Source organism: Rheinheimera gaetbuli, from assembly GCF_054781935.1.
Map to the genome: position 1 here is coordinate 403901 of NZ_BAAGTL010000028.1, position 16093 is coordinate 419993.

Annotated in this window: 16 protein-coding genes and 5 tRNA genes; 3 read left to right on the plus strand and 18 right to left on the minus strand. The window is 48.7% G+C overall.

Annotated elements, in window-relative coordinates; genetic code table 11:
* The first annotated feature begins 1 nt into the window (after position 1).
* The 3 genes from ACYVIC_RS18385 to ACYVIC_RS18395 all read left to right on the plus strand — a co-directional run bounded on the left by ACYVIC_RS18385 (position 2) and on the right by ACYVIC_RS18395 (position 3476).
* A complete protein-coding gene (locus ACYVIC_RS18385; protein WP_460862293.1) occupies positions 2–286 on the plus strand; it encodes a hypothetical protein in 285 nt (94 codons plus the stop codon).
* Positions 283–2085, plus strand: coding sequence for a hypothetical protein (locus ACYVIC_RS18390; protein WP_460862294.1), 1803 nt, complete (start codon positions 283–285; stop codon positions 2083–2085). Before ACYVIC_RS18385 ends, ACYVIC_RS18390 begins: the two co-directional genes overlap by 4 nt.
* A 476-nt stretch (positions 2086–2561) precedes the next feature.
* The gene (locus ACYVIC_RS18395; protein WP_460862296.1) at positions 2562–3476 is read left to right on the plus strand and encodes a hypothetical protein; all 915 of its coding nucleotides are present in this window, start codon (positions 2562–2564) and stop codon (positions 3474–3476) included.
* A gap of 151 nt (positions 3477–3627) precedes the next feature.
* Here the strand turns inward: ACYVIC_RS18395 and ACYVIC_RS18400 are convergent.
* From ACYVIC_RS18400 to aspS, 18 genes are all read right to left on the minus strand, one after another.
* Positions 3628–3717: transfer RNA gene (locus ACYVIC_RS18400), tRNA-Ser, on the minus strand.
* 114 nt (positions 3718–3831) lie between these two features.
* Complete coding sequence (nadA, locus tag ACYVIC_RS18405; protein WP_460862297.1) at positions 3832–4890, minus strand: quinolinate synthase NadA; 1059 nt, start codon at positions 4888–4890, stop codon at positions 3832–3834.
* 103 nt (positions 4891–4993) lie between these two features.
* Positions 4994–5069: transfer RNA gene (locus ACYVIC_RS18410), tRNA-Lys, on the minus strand.
* Between the two features lie 21 nt (positions 5070–5090).
* Positions 5091–5166: transfer RNA gene (locus tag ACYVIC_RS18415), tRNA-Lys, on the minus strand.
* A gap of 17 nt (positions 5167–5183) precedes the next feature.
* Positions 5184–5259: transfer RNA gene (locus tag ACYVIC_RS18420), tRNA-Lys, on the minus strand.
* Positions 5260–5287: 28 nt separating this feature from the next.
* A tRNA-Lys gene (locus tag ACYVIC_RS18425) sits at positions 5288–5363 on the minus strand.
* Positions 5364–5511: 148 nt separating this feature from the next.
* The gene (gene ybgF, locus ACYVIC_RS18430; RefSeq protein ID WP_460862299.1) at positions 5512–6300 is read right to left on the minus strand and encodes a tol-pal system protein YbgF; all 789 of its coding nucleotides are present in this window, start codon (positions 6298–6300) and stop codon (positions 5512–5514) included.
* 27 nt (positions 6301–6327) lie between these two features.
* A complete protein-coding gene (gene pal, locus ACYVIC_RS18435; protein ID WP_460862301.1) occupies positions 6328–6855 on the minus strand; it encodes a peptidoglycan-associated lipoprotein Pal in 528 nt (175 codons plus the stop codon).
* 40 nt (positions 6856–6895) lie between these two features.
* The gene (tolB, locus tag ACYVIC_RS18440) at positions 6896–8248 is read right to left on the minus strand and encodes a Tol-Pal system beta propeller repeat protein TolB (protein WP_460862303.1); all 1353 of its coding nucleotides are present in this window, start codon (positions 8246–8248) and stop codon (positions 6896–6898) included.
* Positions 8245–9162 carry a cell envelope integrity protein TolA gene (gene tolA, locus ACYVIC_RS18445; RefSeq protein WP_460862305.1) on the minus strand — a complete coding sequence of 306 codons (918 nt, stop codon included), beginning with the start codon at positions 9160–9162 and terminating at the stop codon, positions 8245–8247. The genes tolB and tolA overlap by 4 nt, the downstream gene beginning before the upstream one ends.
* Position 9163: 1 nt before the next feature.
* The gene (gene tolR, locus ACYVIC_RS18450) at positions 9164–9595 is read right to left on the minus strand and encodes a protein TolR (protein WP_335736553.1); all 432 of its coding nucleotides are present in this window, start codon (positions 9593–9595) and stop codon (positions 9164–9166) included.
* Positions 9595–10284, minus strand: a complete 690-nt coding sequence (gene tolQ, locus ACYVIC_RS18455; RefSeq protein WP_460862307.1) for a protein TolQ — start codon at positions 10282–10284, stop codon at positions 9595–9597. The genes tolR and tolQ overlap by 1 nt, the downstream gene beginning before the upstream one ends.
* On the minus strand, positions 10274–10684 hold the full coding sequence (ybgC, locus tag ACYVIC_RS18460) for a tol-pal system-associated acyl-CoA thioesterase (protein ID WP_460862309.1): 411 nt from the start codon (positions 10682–10684) through the stop codon (positions 10274–10276). The genes tolQ and ybgC overlap by 11 nt, the downstream gene beginning before the upstream one ends.
* 586 nt (positions 10685–11270) lie before the next feature.
* A complete protein-coding gene (gene ruvB, locus ACYVIC_RS18465; RefSeq protein WP_460862311.1) occupies positions 11271–12281 on the minus strand; it encodes a Holliday junction branch migration DNA helicase RuvB in 1011 nt (336 codons plus the stop codon).
* Positions 12282–12284: 3 nt separating this feature from the next.
* The gene (gene ruvA / locus ACYVIC_RS18470) at positions 12285–12905 is read right to left on the minus strand and encodes a Holliday junction branch migration protein RuvA (RefSeq protein ID WP_460862313.1); all 621 of its coding nucleotides are present in this window, start codon (positions 12903–12905) and stop codon (positions 12285–12287) included.
* Between the two features lie 29 nt (positions 12906–12934).
* Positions 12935–13459: a crossover junction endodeoxyribonuclease RuvC gene (gene ruvC / locus ACYVIC_RS18475; RefSeq protein ID WP_460862314.1), complete on the minus strand. Its 525-nt coding sequence runs from the start codon at positions 13457–13459 to the stop codon at positions 12935–12937.
* A gap of 29 nt (positions 13460–13488) precedes the next feature.
* Entirely contained in the window at positions 13489–14232 is a 744-nt protein-coding gene (locus ACYVIC_RS18480; protein WP_460862316.1) for a YebC/PmpR family DNA-binding transcriptional regulator, read from the minus strand.
* A gap of 61 nt (positions 14233–14293) precedes the next feature.
* Complete coding sequence (gene aspS, locus ACYVIC_RS18485; protein ID WP_460862318.1) at positions 14294–16072, minus strand: aspartate--tRNA ligase; 1779 nt, start codon at positions 16070–16072, stop codon at positions 14294–14296.
* Between the last annotated feature and the right edge of the window lie 21 nt (positions 16073–16093).

Here is a 16093-nt window from a genome sequence, read left to right on the forward strand (position 1 = left end):
TATGTTTTTTTACCCAGTAACATTAGCTGCATTGCCGCAACAAACTGCCTCGCTCAGCGTGCAAACAAAAATAGATGGCGTTGCGGCCAGACGGCGCATATCAATTATTGATCGTAAATCACAAGCGCTGTTGTGGCACAGTTTTACAAATCCAGATGGCGAGATAACGCGCATCTTACCCCTTAAGTACACTACATCAGACTATCTGTGTGTTGCAGCTTATGACGATACAGGCACCTACAATGCGGTAGTAGCTGACAACGCACAAACAACGCTGCTGCCATGACAGTTATAGTTTTAAACTTCCAGCAAGCTGCAGTAAATCCGGTAGGCACTGTAGTACTGGATTTTGTGCTAACCGGCGAATATCCGCCTATACCTATTGCTGAGCCCAATATCACAATGGCCGTGCAGGCGCGATACAGCATTAAACATGGCCCTGTAATAAAGTCGGCCAAAACGCTGTGGGCCAGCGGCGATATAACCGCGCAAACACGGTTAAGATGGTCATCAACGCCGGTGACAATAAAGCTGCTGCAAGCCAGCTGGCAAACTACGCCGCTTACAGTCCAGCCAGTATCTGTCAGTTGGACAGGAAACTGGCCATTGGTTAAACAACAATTTGTAATTGGTTGGGGAGATTACCGCCAACTGGCTGTGCAAACTAAAACGTTGTGGTCAGAATGGCCCGTTGTAGGTCAGCAGCTTAAAACAACATGGCTGCCAACGCTCCAGCTGCAGCAGATACTTAACCGCAACCACTGGCAACATAACGACATAGCAGAGCGACGCCTCGATGTGTTTTATAACCAGGGCAATGACACCAAAAACGGCTACACGCTGCCTTACGGACCAAAGCCGCCCAGCTACATTTGCAGCAATGATTACCGGCCACAAAAAGGTATCGTAACGCTCAATTTTACCGAGTTGGCAACGCCCGGCACTGGCACAGTAACGCTCAATTTTTCCAATGTTGGTAACCCGATATTCTGCGTACTAGACAACGGCGGCGGACTTATCTGGCCGCTGCCAGATTTACCAACGGTAGACACAACAAAACCCATAACGCCGCCCAGGCGCAGGAGCTATATTATGCAGCCACAGCTACGCTGCTACCGCGTAAGCGACAACCAAGAGGTTAACATTATCAGCGCCAACTGGAGCATATCGCGCAGCCAGTGGGGTGCGACTATATCGCTGCAATGCGGCAGTAAAGGCGATAAGGATTTGTTGTTTGCGGGTGGTATAGAGCAGGAATTTAAACTGGTTATAAACGGCTTTGAGTTTTACGGCCTGGCAGAGTCGTTTAACTACTCAGGCGAGTTTGGCAGTAACAGCTATACCGTTATTGGTCGTAGCAGCGTTGCCGTACTGGCCAGCCCACACGCCCCGGCCCGCTCTTACTCCAATGCCACTGCAAAAGGTATTGCGGCTCTGGTTAGTGAGGAGCTAATCGGTACCGGTTGGGGTTATGATTTTGGTATGACACAGTTTAACGTGCCGGCAGGCGTATTTAGCTATGTAAGCAAAACCCCGATCGAGGCCATTGCTCAAATAGCTGCAGCCATTGGTGGCATGGTTTACCCGGATGGCGATACCAAAACCATCCACATCCGCCCACAGTGGCCGGTAACGCCATGGGCTATTGCAGGTGCCACCGCAGATGTGGCAGTGCATGACGACGTGATCCTGTCACTCAGCAGTAGCCCGGCCAGTTCGCCACTTTATAACGCCGTATTTGTACGCGGCGAGCAGCAAGGGCAATCTGCCAGGGTAAAACGTACCGGCACTGCTGGCGATAAAGTGGCCTCTGATGTTGTTGACCCGCTAATGGTCGACAACCAGGCACTGCGCCAGCGTGGTACTGCCGATCTTGCTAACTCAGGCCGCAAAGATGCGTTGCAGTTAACATTACCAATAATGGACTCATTACCACCACTGTTACCTGGCCAAGTACTGGGCATTACATGGCAAACCGATACATACAAAACGCTGGTCGATAGCATCCAGGTAACTGCACAGCGTAGCCAGTCTGGGCAACTTACAGTTCGGCAAAATGTAGGAGTATTGCGCTGCTATGAATAACAGCTATCGCCGCCTGCGCACACTAACGCAGACACAGCCCCGCACAGTGGCAACAGTATCAAGCCACAATCCAGATGGCACTAGCACAGTTCAACTAATGAGCGGAGCATCAATAACAGTGCTTGGGCAGGACGTTTCAGTCGGAGATCCAGCATACATAGAGGGAGGGCGCATTATTGGGCAGGCAGCAACTTTGCCGTATAGTGAAATAGATGTTTAAGTCCTATTTTGCGTGCTTTTGTATGATTTCTGCGCGAAATAGTGATTTATCATAGTTCTATCAGGAAAAAATCTGCTGACAACATAGTTTGTTCGTTCAGTTTCTGTTAATTAAATAAGTGAGGTAAGCATGCGTAAGTCATTAATCGTTTCATCAGCTATAGCATCGGTGCTGTTGTCGCAATCAGCAGTTGCTAGCGAAGCATGTTATGACTTGGTAGATCCAGTTTCGGTTTTTCAATGCCTGATAAAGGGTGATGACACGGTTGTCACGCCAATGGGGCCTGGCAGCGGCGGAACTGGCGGTGGTAACGGCTCAGGAACAAAACCAGACAGCGATGGATAATTTAGTAGCATTCTTTTTTGACACAATTTGGATAGTGTCGTTTGCCCTGGCGATGGTTTACAACATCGCCAGGCGTTCAGACCTAAAACCAGTTATATGGCTGGCTGGCATACTAACTGTTTGCTATGCCGTGAATCACGCCGTTACCGCAGCAGTGTTTGATGGTAAGGCGTTTAGTGAACATATTACGTTTCAGTATGTACTATGGTCTGCTGCATGCGGTTTCATAGTTGCAGCAGTGCTGTTGGCTAAAGTACTAACCAGCACTCGATTATATTGGATGGCCAAAGTTGTTATCGGCCTGCTTTGTGTAGATACAGCAGGCAACATTTTAATGCACGTCGACCAGAATATTGTAGCCCTAAACGATTGGGGGCCATTAAACAACGACTGGGCAAATGATAGATGGGCTCTGTGGTATTGGTATTCTGCTCAGAGCAACATTAACAATGCTTTAATGCTGAGCGTGCTGTTTTTTCCGGTTGGTGTAGAGGGAGCTTTAATGCGGCAAGCAAATAACATTAAAAGGGTGTTTAAAAGCCTGTTGAATGGGTTTAATTTTTTCAGCGGCATTGGCGGTTTAAACGGTGCATACAACCGCATAACTGTGATCACCGATATGATAGAGGCAATGCCTGAGTCAGAGCGACACCAGGCCAGCAACTTCTTGACGTCGGCACAGGAGCTAATCTACCGCATGGACGAAACAGGCCAATGCCATCTTGAGGGCATTAACTTATTGTTAGATGCCGCAGCACACTGCGCCATGCACTGCCCTGCAAGTGCCTCCTCAACCAATATTGCACTGCAAACAAAAGGCAGCTAAGCGCTGCCCTGTTCTCAAACTACCCTGCGATCTCGCCGCTAAACAATTCTCAAACTACCCTGCGCAATTTCTCAAACTACCCGCGCGGCTACAATAAAACTGCATAAATGACAAAGGCCCACGCTTTTGGCGTGAGCCTTTGTCATTTATCTGGCGGAGAGAGAGGGATTCGAACCCTCGTTAGGGGTTAACCTAAACACACTTTCCAGGCGTGCGCCTTCAGCCACTCAGCCATCTCTCCGGAACTTGCGTTGCAAGCGCGGCTATACTAGGGAAATTCGTGCCGTGCTGCAACTGTTATCTGTATTGCCCCTTGCTTATGGCTGATTTTTAAGCGTTTCGGGCTTTATCAGGCTTAAGCGTTGCCTTTTACCTGCTTTTTCAGATCCGCGGCAAAAGCCAGCATACGGTTTAGCGGTACTAAGGCTTTTTCACGTTGCGCAGCATCAACAAAGATCTCATGGCCGTTAGTGTCTGTTAACGCCGCCTCAATCGCTTTTAAGCCGTTCATTGCCATCCAGGGGCAGTGAGCACAGCTGCGACAGGTAGCGCCGTTACCGCCGGTTGGGGCTTCAATAAAGGTCTTATCCGGCATTTGTTGCTGCATCTTGTAAAAGATGCCCTTGTCGGTGGCGACGATAAAAGTGCTGTTGGGCAGTGTTTGGCTGGCTTTAATCAGTTGGCTGGTAGAGCCTACGGCGTCAGCTAACTGCACCACGCTGTCTGGCGACTCAGGGTGCACCAGCACAGCGGCATCCGGATACTGTTTTTTCAGCTCGACCAGTGCGTTGGCTTTAAACTCGTCATGCACAATACAGGCGGCGTTCCACAGCAGCATGTCGGCACCGGTTTGCTTTTGTACCCAGGCACCGAGGTGCTTGTCTGGCCCCCACAGGATTTTTTTACCCTGGCTATCAAGATAATCTACCACGTCTAACGCAATAGATGAGGTAACAACCCAGTCTGCACGGGCTTTTACTGCGGCAGAGGTATTGGCATACACCACCACCACGCGGTCGGGGTGGGCATCACAAAACGCCGAGAACGGTTCTGCCGGGCAGCCTAAATCTAACGAGCACGTAGCTTCAAGCGTCGGCATTAAAACGGTTTTGTTCGGGGTAAGAATTTTGGCGGTTTCGCCCATAAACTTAACACCCGCAACAATCAGTGTCTTTGCCGGATGTTCGTTACCAAAACGCGCCATTTCTAACGAGTCTGACACACAGCCGCCGGTTTCTTCGGCTAACGCCTGTATTTCAGGATCGGTATAGTAATGCGCCACCAGCACAGCGTCTTTTTGCTGTAATAAGGTTTTAATACGCGCTTTGTAAGCTTGCTTATCATCGCTGCTTAGCGGTACCGGCTTTTTTGGAAAGGCAAAATCTTGCTCAGTAAAATACAACGTCTGTTCCATACGGCTTACCCGGTGGCTGTAAAGGGGCGATATTATAACGCTGCAGAGTGCTAAAATACAGTCTGGCTGTACAAGGCAAAGTTTAATGTGAAGAAAGGCTGCATGGTGGGTCGTGCTGGATTCGAACCAGCGACCAATTGATTAAAAGTCAACTGCTCTACCAACTGAGCTAACGACCCGTGCAGGAGAAACGAATAAAGTGGTGGGTCATGATGGATTCGAACCATCGACCAACGGATTAAAAGTCCGCTGCTCTACCAGCTGAGCTAATGACCCAAACAGGGTTATCGAAGTGGTGGGTCGTGCTGGATTCGAACCAGCGACCAATTGATTAAAAGTCAACTGCTCTACCAACTGAGCTAACGACCCCTTTTCGATATCAATGTTTTGCGCGGTTTGGTGGGTCGTGCTGGATTCGAACCAGCGACCAATTGATTAAAAGTCAACTGCTCTACCAACTGAGCTAACGACCCTAACCGCGGACGCATATCTTACTGATTTACGGCTTTTGTGCAACCAAAAAGTGCTAAAAAGCAGCGCCTTCTGGCCTGACTGCTCAAAATGCCAGCGTATTTACTCAAAGTTAACGGAAAAAAAACCCGGCATTTGCCGGGTTGAGTTTTATTTTAAAGCATTAAGCCGTTCTTGGGCCAACCTGGCCGAGGTAGCACTGCTATACTTTTCGACTAATTGCCGGTAAAAACGTAAGGCAGCATTTTTATCGTTTTCACGCTCAGCTATCTGACCTAGCTTTAGCAAGGCATCGGCTACTTTATTCGACTGGGCAAAATTATTCACTACCCGTTCAAACTGCGTTTTTGCCTTAGCTAATTCACCGCCATTAAATAGCAGCTGGCCTAGCCAATAATGTGCGTTGGGTGCATAGCTGGAATTGGGGTAATTTCGAATAAAGTTTTCAAACTCTGGTATCGCGGCGTCATAACGCCGATCCTTCAGCACCATGTTTACCGCTTTGTCGTATGCATCATTCTCTAATACGTCAGACGAATACAACGCTGCGGCAGGCGCATCAGTGGCCGATACTGCCTGGCTGGCTGGCGGTGCAACCTGAATAGCACTGACACGACGATCAATTTCCTGATACAGATCACGTTGGCGCTGTAAGATTTCGTCCAGTTGGTATGCGTGTGTTTCCGTTGTACCACGCAACTCACTGACTTCATCTAACAGCTGCTGTAGTTGTTGCGCCATACGTAACTGTGCTTCTGAACGCGCCTCAACAATGCGCTCAAGTGTCGCCAGACGCTGTTCAATACTACCACCACCGCTTAACTGCACGTTTGTGGTTGTAGGCCGGTTGCGATTAATGTCGGTAACCGGTGCGGGATTAGCAAAGGCACTGGTATGAACCAGTGCCAATACAACAAGCAGAGAATGTTTAACTATCATGCGCTTTATTTTTGTTGTGGGTCTGGATTAGTAGACTAACACTGCACGACGGTTTTTAGCAAAGCCTGCTTCTGTGCGTGACAGATCTACTGGTTTTTCTTCGCCATAGCTTACAGTAGAGATTTGACCTGCTGATACGCCCAGGTTTTGTAAATACTGAACTACTGCTTGTGCACGACGCTCGCCCAGTGCAATGTTATATTCTGGGGTGCCGCGCTCATCTGAGTGGCCTTCCACAGTTACACGTACGCTTGGATTAGCAGTTAAAAATGCACCATGAGCTTGTAATGTTTCTACAAACTCTGGACGCACTGTTGCTTTGTCGAAATCGAAATAAATTGTGTTTTCCTGACGCAGTGCTTCCAGTTTCTGACGCATTTGCTCGGCAGGGCTAACGGCTTGCGCTACGGTTTCAACTTGCACAGTTTCTTGCTGTTGAGAAACGCCCGATGTATCTGCACCTGATTGATCAGTAGAAGATGTTGAGCTACAGGCAGCCAGTGTCAGCACGGGTAATGCAATCAGTAAACCTTTTACCACTTTGTTTAATTTCATGATGTTGTCCTTAGTATTTAACTATATTAACTAACTTTTATTATAAAAAAGGTGACCAGGCCGGCGATTTAACCTGTCCTTCCACCGCTGGCAGCCGTGCTTTAAAACGCCCATCCATAGAAACCAGTGCTAACACCTGCGTAGAACCGTGCATAGTGCTATAAATAATCATCGAACCATTTGGCGCCACACTGGGTGACTCATCCAGACTGGTGCGGGTCAATACCTGCAGAAAACGGGTCTGACGGTCCATTTTGGCAATTTGATACTGACCACGGGTGCGGTTAACCATGACCACCGAGCTACCATCCGGCGTATAAGATCCCGCCAGATTCATTTCGCCCTCGAAGGTTAAACGTCGCGTTTGATTCGTTAACAAATTTACGCTATAAAGTTGCGGATTTCCACCTCGCTCAGAACTGAACAATAATTCTTTGCCATCCGGCGACCAGGCGGGTTCAGTATCAATAGCACGGTGATTGGTTACTCTGGTCAGTGCTTTGCTGGATACATCCATAGTATAAATTTCAGTATTGCCATCTTTGGACAACACTAACGCCAGTTTTCTGCCATCAGGGGACCATACTGGTGCGCCGTTAACTCCCGGGAAACTGCTTAACATAGTGCGCCGGCCAGTATAAATATCCTGTATGTAAATCTGCGACTGCCGCTTTTCAAAAGTAACATAGGCTAGCTTAGTGCCGTCCGGAGACCAGCTTGGCGACATTAACGGCTCTTTTGAACGCAACAACACTTGCTCGTTGTAACCGTCATAGTCAGCGACCACCAACTTGTGTGGGAACTCAGCACTGCGATTCACTAACACATAGGCAATTTTAGTCAGGAAGGCACCGCGTTCACCGGTGAGCTTTTCATACACTATATCACTGATACGGTGCGCATACTGACGGAACTGACTGCCGGTAATAGTGGCTTCGCGGCTGTCGAGAATATGCGCCGTACCGCCGGTTAAAATACCAGCATTCAATGATTGCCGACTGGCATTGCTGCCACCTTTTAACACATCGACCAATTCAAAACTTACCGTGTACCTATCAACACCCACCTCAGTTATCTGACCAACAACCAAGGCTTCCACGCCTTCGCGCTGCCATGCGGCATAATCAATTTGCGCGGCAGTTTGCGGCCGTTGTGGCATTTTAATCGCAGGCAAAGGACTGAACTTACCACTGCGCATTAAATCAGCCGCGATGACTTCATCCAGCCGTTGAGTAGGTAAATTTGCCCCTTTAAACGTAAACGGCACAACTGCAATAGGCCTGCCTGAGTCAATGCCACCGGTAATCACAATTTCTAACGACGCTTGCGCTGTGCCGGCCAGCGACAACAAACACATTACACTGAATGCACGGATAAACATTAATATCTTCAAAACTCTGGCTCCACCCTTAACGTGATATCTTTTAACTCGCTATATACATCTGGGTCTGATGACATAGGCAAAGTACCGATCCGGTTTAACGCCCTTACAGCAGCATCACATACTGTTTTGTCTCCGCCAATGACATTGACGCTGGTAACAAAACCGGTAGTTGCTAATCTGATGTTCACTGAACACGACCGGTTTCTCATACTCTCATCTTTGTACAAATTCTGATTTATCGTATTTGAGATTAATGCTTTATAACGATCAACCTCGGTTGCCGCCTGTCTTGCCCTGGCGGCTGCTCTGGCTTGAGCCTCTTTTGCCAGTTGCTCTTGCATCATGCGTTCTTGCTCGGCCTGACGTCTGGCATTTTCTGCCTGACGCGCACGCTCTGCAGCAGCGTCTTCTGCCGCTTTTTGTTCGGCGATACGTTTTTGCTCTGCCGCTTTGGCGGCATCTTCAGCTTTTTTCCGCTCTTGTTCTTTAGCTATTCGGGCTTGTTCTGCTTCTTTTGCTTTAGCCGTTTCTTGTTGCTGCTTCTTCCGTGCGTCTGCAGCCGCAGCCTGCGCTTTTTTAGCTTCAGCGTCCGCTTTGCGTTTTTCTGCAGCAACCCGTTTTAGCCTGGCCTCTTCATCTGCTCTGGCTTTCTCTGCCTGCAAGGCTCGTCGCTCCAGATCACGAATACGCTTTTCTTCGGCCGCTTTGGCGTCATCACGCTCTTTTTGCATTTGCGCAACACGCTCATTCAACGCAGCCTGGTCTATTGCTACAGCTTCTATCGCGGCCTCACCTTCATTCTGCAGGCTTACCACCACCATTTCTGGTTTCGAAGAAAATTCAGCACCAAACACCAGCATTACCACAATAGCCAAATGCATGCCGAGTGATTTTGCCAGCGCAGGTTCAATTTTTACTGCCATATCAGTTGCTATCCACGTTGTCAGTCATCAAGCCGACAGCCGGTGCACCAGCACCTTTAAGCACGTTTATCAGCCTGATCACAGCGTCATAGCTAACACGTTTATCACCTTTAACAATGACCTGAGTACCAGGCTCAATTGTCAGCCAACTGGCGACTTCTACAGTCAGTTGCGCTGCTGTAAAAGGTCCTTGCTGCTTGCCGTCTTTTTCAAAGTAATACAAGCCGTCCTGATCAACTGTTGCAACCAACGGTGTTTTACCGTCCTGCATTTGCTTAATTGGCTCAGCAGATGACACCGGTAATTCCACCTTCACGCCTTGCGTAATCAACGGTGTGGTTACCATAAAAATCACCAGTAGTACCAGCATAACGTCGATATAAGGCACCACGTTAATCTCGGCTTTTAACCGGCGCTTTTTTCTCACATACATCAGGCTGCTTCTCCACCATTTGACACCGCCTGACGATGTAAAATATTGGCAAACTCCTCAACAAAATTAGCGTAGCTGCTTTCAAGCATTTCAACCTGATGCGAAAACTTGTTGTAGGCAATTACTGCTGGAATAGCAGCAAACAACCCGATAGCCGTCGCAATGAGCGCCTCCGCAATGCCCGGTGCAACCATCGCCAACGTCGCCTGCTCTACTGCACCTAATGCGATAAAAGAGTTCATAATACCCCATACCGTGCCAAATAAGCCGATATAAGGGCTAATCGAGCCAACCGTAGCCAAAAAGGGTAAATGCTCTTCCAGCCGCTCTACTTCACGTGATAGCCCAACCCGCATCGCTCGCTGTGTGCCTTCCATCACCGCCGCCGGTTGCCTGCTGTTAGTCTTGTGCAGGCGGGCAAATTCTTTAAAGCCAGCCTTAAATAGCGCTTCAAGTCCGTTGTTAACCGCACGCGCGCTAACTTCAGCATACAATTTACTTAAATCAACGCCTGACCAAAACTTATCTTCAAATTTCTTTGCGTTGCTAATGGCATCGACCAGCGCTTTACGGCGGCGGAAAATCATAGTCCAGGACATTACTGACATTGCCACCAAGATCAACATCACCAACTGCACTACAAAACTGGCTTCTATTAACAAGCCTAAAATAGAAATCTCACCTGCCACGCGTTAATACCTCTGCTACTTGTGCCGGAATTGCCCGGGCTTTCATTTCCTGTGTTGCAACACAGGCAACTGTAATTGTTGCCGCACACACTACATCAGCGTCAATATTATAAATGTGCTGCGTAAAAACCAAACTCGCGCGTTTTAAGGTACTGATTTGACTGGTTACCGTCAATAATTCATTAAAACGGGCTGGCTTTTTGTTATCCATTAATACCTGAGTAACAACAAAGGCGATATTTTGTGACAACAACAAATCCTGCTCGACACCAAGCTCACGCAACCATTCGGTGCGTGCCCGTTCAAAAAATTTCAAGTAATTAGCATAATAAACTATTCCTCCGGCGTCGGTATCTTCGTAGTACACACGCACAGGGAATGAAAAGACTGTTTCTGACATGGCTGATCGCTTTAATTACCGCATATGATAAGGAAGCTGCATGCCGAACTCAATCGCTGCAGCAAGCTAAACACAACTATATTTTTTTAAAGCCACATATTGCTTTTTCAAAGTACTTGTTGACTGCTATTTCAACAATCAGTTCAACACGAAATCGGCTAATGCGTTGAAGTGACAAATTCTGACGTTTAACGCCTGCCCATTGAACGACAAACAAAAAGTAATGACAGCCATAATGCAAAGCTTAACTTAACACCGCATGAATAAAAGCCTGCCGCGTAACGAAAACAGTAAGTTGTTGAATAAACCACCAACCCACTGCGCACATCGCATTAGTTTTATTAATCTCAAAACAGCAGTTTTTCTCGTTTGAAGTAAATACTCCAAATCTTTATGATACGCAGGTGTTCTGAACTAGCGCAACGGTAAAGCACGTCGTGTTATACCTTAGTAAAGATCATTTAAGTAATGAGCTTTGTGGCTATCGCAAATTTTATTGCTGTTTCAACATGTTCCCTGGATTTTTTTGAAGCACTCCTTCAACTTGTGCCCGCTCCCTTGAGCGGGCTTTTTTTTATCCACTAACTTAGTCTGTTTTTGGTAAGTCAAAGCCGAAATGCTGATAGGCGCGTGGCGAGGCTATACGGCCACGTGGGGTACGCTGAATAAAGCCCTGCTGAATTAAAAACGGCTCGATGACATCTTCAATGGTATCTTTTTCTTCGCCAATGGCCGCCGCTAAGTTATCCAACCCAACCGGACCGCCCATAAACTTTTCAATAATGGCTAAAATAAGCTTACGGTCCATATAGTCGAAGCCCTCGGCATCGACATCAACCATCACAAGTGCCTGAGACGCAATCTCTACCGTTACCTCACCATTCGCCTTTACCTGCGCATAATCGCGCACACGGCGCAGTAAACGGTTGGCAATTCGCGGCGTACCACGCGAGCGGCGCGCTATTTCAGTCGCACCAGCCTCATCGAGTACTAAATTTAAAAAGTGCGCCGAGCGCAGAATAATTTGCGTCAGCTCAGCGACTTTATAAAATTCCAGGCGCTGCACTATACCAAAGCGGTCACGCAGCGGTGAGGTTAAGGCGCCAGCCCTTGTGGTAGCGCCAACTAAGGTGAACGGCGGCAAGTCCAGCTTGATTGAACGCGCTGCCGGGCCCTCGCCTATCATAATGTCCAGCTGATAGTCTTCCATTGCCGGGTAGAGGATCTCCTCCACCACCGGGCTTAGGCGATGAATTTCATCAATAAACAGAACATCGTTTGGTTCAAGATTGGTTAACAGCGCGGCTAAGTCACCGGCTTTTTCCAATACCGGGCCTGAGGTAGTTTTGATATTAACGCCCATTTCATTAGCAATGATCATTGCCAACGTAGTCTTACCCAAGCCTGGTGGGCCAAATATTAACAAGTGATCGAGTGGATCGCCGCGACCACGCGCTGCCTCAATAAATATCGCCATTTGCTGACAGACGTGCTCTTGCCCGGTGTAATCGGCCAGGGTTTTTGGCCTTAACGCGCGGTCAATTCCTTCGTCTTCGCGGGTGGCACTGGTTTGAATTAAACGATCAGCTTCTATCATGGTTTACATCATGCTCCGCAGTGCCGCTTTAATCAGTTGCTCGCTGCTCATTCCGCTTTGTTTGACCTTTTGCACTGCTTTATCAGCCTGTAGCTGGCTGTAACCTAATGACACCAAGGCACTGGCAGCATCTTGCTCGGCGCTTTGCTCCGGGCTGAAAATGGCTTCATCGTCCTGCAGCACTAACCCATCGGTTACCGGGGTATTCGGCGCTATGCCCCAGTCTTTCAAGCGGTCACGCATTTCCACTACCAAACGCTCAGCGGTTTTTTTACCGACTCCCGGTAACTTAACCAGGGTGCTGACATCGTCTAACTGCACACAACGAACAAATTGCTGTGCCGTCATGCCAGATAAAATAGTCAACGCCAGTTTTGGCCCCACACCATTGGCCTTAATAAGTTGGCGAAACAGCGCGCGCTCGGCCTGGTTAACAAAACCATACAACAGCTGAGCGTCTTCACGTACCACAAAATGGGTATAAATAGTGACTTCGATACCGATAGCCGGCAACTGATAAAAGCTGGTTAACGGCAACTGTACTTCATAGCCGACACCGGCCACTTCAATTAATAAATCCGGTGCCTGCTTTTCCAGCAAAATACCGCGTAAACGTCCAATCATAGGGTCTGCTTATAGAATTAGGTTGGTAATCAACGAAGACGGCCACGTACCGTTTTGCGCGCCTGGCCAGCCAGACTGATTAAACTTTGTTGAGTATGCCCATGACACAGCGCTACTGCAAGCGCATCGGCGGCATCGGCCTGCGGGTTGGCGGGTAGTTTTAATAAGGTACGCACCATATGCTGTACCTGAGCCTTATCCGCTGCGCCCGTACCCACTACCGACTGCTTGACCTGACGTGCAGAGTACTCGTATACCTCAAGCCCGGCATGTTTAGCCGCCACTATGGCAGCACCGCGAGCTTGGCCCAGCTTTAACGCTGAGTCGGCATTGCGGGCCATAAACACCTGCTCAATAGCAAAAATGGTTGGCTGGGTTTGGCTGATAATTTCGCTGACACCGTTAAAAATATCCAGTAAGCGCTCGGGCAACAAATCGGTGGTGGTAAGACGAATGCAGCCACTGGCGACATATTCGAATTTCATACCAATCTGGCGTACCACGCCATAGCCGGTTAAACGGCTGCCTGGGTCGATGCCCAAAATAATATTCACTTTAGTTACAATTCACGTTAGCTGCACGCTTAGCCGTGCAGAGCCATCAGCTCGTCACTGATCTCAGCATTGTGATACACGTTTTGCACATCATCGGAGTCTTCCAACTGATCGAGCATTTTAAAAAAGGCATTAACATGGTCAGCATCGACGTCAGCACGGGTTGACGGCACTAAGGTCACCTCACTGCTGTCGGGCACAAAGCCGGCGGCCAGCAGCGCATCTTTCACATCGTTAAACTGCTCGGCATCGGTAAATACCTCAAAGCTGCCATCATCATGCGCCACAACATCATCGGCACCGGCCTCCAATGCTGCTTCCATTAACGTATCTTCATTAACGCCAGGAGCAAAAATCAGCACTCCACGCCGGGTAAACAAGTAGGCTACTGAGCCATTGGTGCCCAGGCTGCCACCGGCTTTGGTAAACGCATGACGTACATCTGCTACCGTGCGCTTATGGTTATCGGTCATGGTTTCCACAATCACTGCTACGCCATTTGGGCCATAGCCCTCGTACACCAGCTCTTCGTAGTTTTCGCCCTCGCTGGCACCGGCACCGCGTTTTATCGCGCGGTCGATAGTGTCGCGAGTCATGTTTTCAGACAAGGCTTTGTCTACCGCCAGGCGCAAACGCGGATTGACGCTAACATCAGGATTCAAACGGGCAGCTACCGTTAGCTCGCGGATAATTTTAGTGAAAATTTTATTTTTTTTCGCATCCTGACGGGCTTTGCGATGCTTCATGTTCGCCCATTTACTATGGCCGGCCATCAGTGACTCCTTAGTTGTGGCAGCTACATTGCTGCCACAGTATTGCAGGTAAAATTAAAACTTATTGCGCTTTAGGTATAACGGCAATGCCAAGCTCGGCCAGCTGTGCGGGGTTAGCTGCGCCTGGGGCATCAGTTAACGGGCAAGCGGCAGTAGCGGTTTTTGGGAACGCCATAACATCACGGATAGACGTAGCGCCGGTCATCAACATCACCAGACGGTCCAAGCCAAAGGCTAAACCGGCATGCGGTGGTGTGCCATATTTTAGCGCTTCAAGTAAAAAGCCAAACTTTTCAGCGGCTTCTTCATCACTAATACCTAGCAAGGTAAATACCTTAGCCTGCACTTCAGCGCTGTGAATACGCACCGAACCACCACCTAACTCGGTGCCGTTTAATACCATATCGTAGGCATTAGACAGCAGTTTGCCCAGTTCAAGTTCGCTATTGGCGGTATTTAAAAAGGCTGCGGTATCCAGCGGTGACGTAAAGGGGTGATGCACAGCGGAGAAACTGCCATCGTCGTTTTCTTCAAACATCGGGAAGTCCACTACCCATAGCGGTTTCCAGCCAGGTTGGGTAATCGCTAAATCTTCGCCCAGTTTTAGGCGTAGTGCGCCCATGGCTTCGCACACCACTTTGTAGCTGTCAGCGCCGAAGAAAATTAAGTCGCCGTTTTGTGCGCCGGTGCGCTCAATAATAGTGGCAATAATGTCCGGCGTTAAAAACTTAGCCACCGGTGATTGCACCCCTTCCGCGCCTGCGGCAACATCATTCACTTTCATCCAGGCCAGGCCTTTGGCACCGTAGATGCCAACGAAGCTGGTATAGTTGTCGATATCTTTGCGCGATACTTTCTCAGCAGCACCCGGCACTTTTAACGCCACAACGCGGCCTTTGGCATCATTGGCAGGGCCGGAGAACACTTTAAACTCAACGTCTTTTAATAAATCGGCGACGTCTACAAACTGCATCGGATTACGTAGATCCGGCTTGTCTGAACCGTACAGGCGCATCGCTTCCCAATACTGCATTCGTGGCATAGTGCCTAAATCGACACCCAACAACTGATTAAACATCTCTACCACCATTTGCTCGGTCACTTGCATGACCTGCTCGGCGCTCATAAAAGACGTTTCAATATCTATTTGGGTAAATTCCGGCTGACGGTCAGCGCGTAAGTCTTCATCGCGGAAGCACTTAACAATTTGGTAGTAGCGATCCAGACCGGACATCATCAGCAATTGTTTAAACAGCTGCGGCGATTGTGGCAGCGCAAAGAACTCGCCCTTGTGGGTACGGCTTGGCACTAAGTAGTCACGCGCGCCTTCCGGTGTAGCTTTAGTCAGAATAGGCGTTTCTACATCCATAAAGCCGTTGCTATCCATAAAGTTACGCACAAAACTAGTGACTTTGGCGCGAAACTTCAGCCGTTCAGTCATCATCGGCCGGCGTAAATCCAGGTAGCGGTATTTTAAGCGTTGCTCTTCGCTGTTGTTCTGGTTTGAGTCCAGCGGCAGCGGTGCCGCTTTATTGAGGATAATCAGTTCACTGGCGTACACCTCTACTGCACCGGTCGCCATATCTTTATTGATTTGCGAGTCCGGCCGCGCCCGTACCTGGCCTTTGATCTGTATACAGAATTCATTGCGTAGCGTGTAGGCAACGTCAAACAAGTCTTTTAAATCGGGGTCGCAAACCACTTGCACCATGCCTTCACGGTCGCGCAAGTCTAAGAAAATTAACCCACCCAGATCACGGCGGCGGTTAACCCAGCCACACAAAGATACCTGTTGCCCAACATATTGTGCGGTTAACAAACCGCAATAATGACTACGCATTAAACCTTTCCTCTACTTGCT

Bases quoted from the DNA above. Each gene is read 5' to 3' on its own strand.
- aspS (WP_460862318.1), bottom strand. From the start codon at position 16,072: ATGCGTAGTCATTATTGCGGTTTGTTAACCGCACAATATGTTGGGCAA.
- ruvB (WP_460862311.1), bottom strand. From the start codon at position 12,281: ATGATAGAAGCTGATCGTTTAATTCAAACCAGTGCCACCCGCGAAGAC.
- ybgC (WP_460862309.1), bottom strand. From the start codon at position 10,684: ATGTCAGAAACAGTCTTTTCATTCCCTGTGCGTGTGTACTACGAAGAT.
- ACYVIC_RS18385 (WP_460862293.1), top strand. From the start codon at position 2: ATGTTTTTTTACCCAGTAACATTAGCTGCATTGCCGCAACAAACTGCC.
- ybgF (WP_460862299.1), bottom strand. From the start codon at position 6,300: ATGATAGTTAAACATTCTCTGCTTGTTGTATTGGCACTGGTTCATACC.
- ruvA (WP_460862313.1), bottom strand. From the start codon at position 12,905: ATGATTGGACGTTTACGCGGTATTTTGCTGGAAAAGCAGGCACCGGAT.
- pal (WP_460862301.1), bottom strand. From the start codon at position 6,855: ATGAAATTAAACAAAGTGGTAAAAGGTTTACTGATTGCATTACCCGTG.
- nadA (WP_460862297.1), bottom strand. From the start codon at position 4,890: ATGGAACAGACGTTGTATTTTACTGAGCAAGATTTTGCCTTTCCAAAA.
- tolA (WP_460862305.1), bottom strand. From the start codon at position 9,162: ATGGCAGTAAAAATTGAACCTGCGCTGGCAAAATCACTCGGCATGCAT.
- ACYVIC_RS18395 (WP_460862296.1), top strand. From the start codon at position 2,562: ATGACACGGTTGTCACGCCAATGGGGCCTGGCAGCGGCGGAACTGGCG.
- ACYVIC_RS18480 (WP_460862316.1), bottom strand. From the start codon at position 14,232: ATGGCCGGCCATAGTAAATGGGCGAACATGAAGCATCGCAAAGCCCGT.
- ACYVIC_RS18390 (WP_460862294.1), top strand. From the start codon at position 283: ATGACAGTTATAGTTTTAAACTTCCAGCAAGCTGCAGTAAATCCGGTA.
- tolR (WP_335736553.1), bottom strand. From the start codon at position 9,595: ATGTATGTGAGAAAAAAGCGCCGGTTAAAAGCCGAGATTAACGTGGTG.